Here is a 2722-nt window from a genome sequence, read left to right as displayed (position 1 = left end):
AATTTAATCCCGGCGTTGACAGATATTTTGGCTTTTTGCTTTGGATGAAATACGGAAAGTCCTTTTCAGGTGAGGTAAATGCTGCGATTATTGGCGGTGTTATTGCTATCGTTACAATGGTCGTCTCCAGTATAACTACTTACTATACAACGCAAAGATCAGCTATGATAACGGTTCGAGATGAAATGTTTCGAAAGAGGTTAGAAGCCTATAACAACCTACACGGCATCTTAAACAGCATCATTAGAGCCAATATCAATTATTTTCGCTACATGAGAACAGAAGAAAAGGATAGGATCGAAAAAGGCGCTGCTGAGTTTGCGACATATTATGATAAAAATACTTTTTACTTATCCAAAAAAATGAGAAAGTTATGTCATAATACAAAATATTTCCTAATTGCCTTGGTTGAATTCATAAACAATCGAGATGTGAAGTGGATTGATCATTTTTTAAAGCCTGAAACCATGATTCGGCATTCAGAGATTGTCAAGAGTTGGGGAGAATTTAAAGAATCAAAGGAGTTTGAACAGGAGATTTTAACTTCAACATCCATCATTATTGCTGTTCAGGAATACTGTTTTCCGATCATATATCAAATGAACGATGAATTAGGTCTTCCCGTAATCGAAAAGGAAATACATCCATTAAATGAAGAAAGATGAAGCTTAAATCGGGGTATGGGGAGCAGTGGAACAAAAAACCGGATCAAACTTCAGATAATGATATCAGGAAAAAGGGAATTAAAAGATTAAGAAGATAGTTAACGGACGCATCGGCCTAATATAAAAAAGCCAAGGACTGAATTAAACGTCCCTGGCTTTTTTATTTGGATAAACTCTATTCCATGTGGCGAAGTTACTCCTTCAAGATCTCGCCGCACTCAACCTTGATCCACTCATTCAGGAACTTCATTTCCTGCCGATATCCTTTGTACTTGTAGGATACATAGCGATACCCGGTTCCTGTTTGATCTCGATGATCTCCCCCGGCGATCTTCTGAAATATCCCCGAAGTTCCGTCATGTCCTTTAAGATACGATCCATCACTTGATCTATCATCCATCCATAAACATCGGCCATCTTCAGATGCGAGAGCTGCTTTCGATCACGGGATAATGCCGATAGCAGAACCTCCAGATGGACATATCGCTTCAATTTCAGCATGAATTCTTGATGGCCATCATCCAGCAGCATGATGATCACCTTCAAACAAGAACGACTGGAAGATCGGTATCCGAATCATACCCCGTTTCGTCCATCCTCGCGACTTCACCCTCATCCGAATCTGCGGGTCCAAATAGAGAAAATCTTTATCTTCGCCAATCTTCCCATGCTGGACAATGGACCGCACTGCGCCTTCCGAACATCTGGCGGCGGAGGAAATTCGATCAACCCTGCCGGTCGCACCCGTCCGCTAGAATCTCACCGCTTTCCACACGAATATACTCTTTCAAATACATTGCCATACTCCCTTTTTGTCTCGATGATCCTGCCTGGAGATTGCCTGAAGTAACGGCGTAATTCGGCCATTTCTTTCATGATTATGATTTTGTCCAAGACTTGCCTATAAATATCTGCAAACTTCAGATGCCCCATATGATTCCAATCATAAGTCAAAACTTTCAGCAACATTATCCTTGAGTGTCTTCGTCACTTTTGTATTCTAAAATATCTCCAGGCTGACATTCTAAAGCCTTACAAATCGCATCTAAAGTTGATAATCGAATCGCTTTTGCCTTTCCATTTTTCAATATAGAAAGATTAGCCATCGTTATTCCAACCCTCTCCGAAAGTTCGGAGAGGCTCATTTTTCTTTTAGCCAGCATCACATCAAGATTGATTATAATTGCCACGGTATTTACCTTAGACCGTTAAATCATTTTCTGATTTTATATCCATGGCATTTTTTAACAGTTTTTGAAGAATAGAAGCAAAGACTCCATTCACAATGGAAGCAAAAATAATGACCAATCCAAATAACATGACACCTGGGGCACCCGCTCCCTTCGCCCAGAGATAGAACATTGGTAAGGCTGACACATACAACATACTGAATGTGAATGCACAGTATTTTATATACTTTAAAGACCTAACAGATAATTCCGAGAAAGCAATGTTCTTATCAATATAGCTTAAAAGTCTTAAAGTATGATACAATGCAACGAAAAACGGTATTGCCGATGCATACAAATCTATTACAAACAAAACTAACAACCAATCCAACCCTTTTGCTAATTCATTTGCTATAAAAGGCGACGCAATTATAGACAAAGCAAGTACCGTTATTCCAATAAGACAAACAACTATCTTTAAAAAGAGTGTTTCTGATTTCATATAAAGCACCTCCACTTATTTTTTGTCAACTTGATTTTAATGCACAATTTATCGTTTTACAATATATTTTTATCCTTTTGCGATATTTTTTATGTAGAGGCCGTGTTTTGGACAGCTTCCAGCGCATGGATTCGGTAAATAAAAAAGAAACCATCTGTTAAACAGATGATCTCTCAAATACAAACTCTTGAAACACCGGCAGTCGTATCATTCCCCGTTTCGTCCAGCCACGGGACTTTACTTTCATCCGGATCTGCGGGTCAAGGTAGATAAAATCCTTAATGAACCCCAAAAGTCCAGACATTTTAAGCCGCATTTGAGGTAAAACGTTGACGGAACTCCTTTGGAGACAGGTACCCCAACGCAGAGTGTGGCCGTTCTGCATT

Annotated in this window: 4 protein-coding genes and 1 pseudogene; 1 reads left to right on the top strand and 4 read right to left on the bottom strand. The window is 39.3% G+C overall.

Annotated features, from left to right (window positions below; genetic code table 11):
* The coding region (locus JG50_RS20245) for a hypothetical protein (RefSeq protein WP_160173902.1) at nucleotides 1-665 on the top strand (665 nt) is incomplete at its 5' end.
* A gap of 246 nt (nucleotides 666-911) precedes the next feature.
* Here JG50_RS20245 and JG50_RS0115355 read toward each other — a convergent pair.
* The 4 genes and pseudogenes from JG50_RS0115355 to JG50_RS20740 form a co-directional block, all read right to left on the bottom strand.
* Entirely contained in the window at nucleotides 912-1196 is a 285-nt protein-coding gene (locus JG50_RS0115355; protein WP_033102010.1) for a hypothetical protein, read from the bottom strand.
* Between the two features lie 437 nt (nucleotides 1197-1633).
* Nucleotides 1634-1855 carry a helix-turn-helix domain-containing protein gene (locus tag JG50_RS0115345; protein ID WP_033102008.1) on the bottom strand — a complete coding sequence of 74 codons (222 nt, stop codon included), beginning with the start codon at nucleotides 1853-1855 and terminating at the stop codon, nucleotides 1634-1636.
* A gap of 10 nt (nucleotides 1856-1865) precedes the next feature.
* Nucleotides 1866-2336, bottom strand: a complete 471-nt coding sequence (locus JG50_RS0115340; protein ID WP_033102007.1) for a DUF2975 domain-containing protein — start codon at nucleotides 2334-2336, stop codon at nucleotides 1866-1868.
* Between the two features lie 157 nt (nucleotides 2337-2493).
* Nucleotides 2494-2722 (bottom strand): annotated as a pseudogene (locus JG50_RS20740) (hypothetical protein); the annotation flags it as partial.

The sequence above is a fragment of the Thermoactinomyces daqus genome, from assembly GCF_000763315.1.
GTDB lineage: Bacteria > Bacillota > Bacilli > Thermoactinomycetales > Thermoactinomycetaceae > Thermoactinomyces_A > Thermoactinomyces_A daqus.
This window is presented reverse-complemented; position numbering and strand designations above follow the sequence as displayed.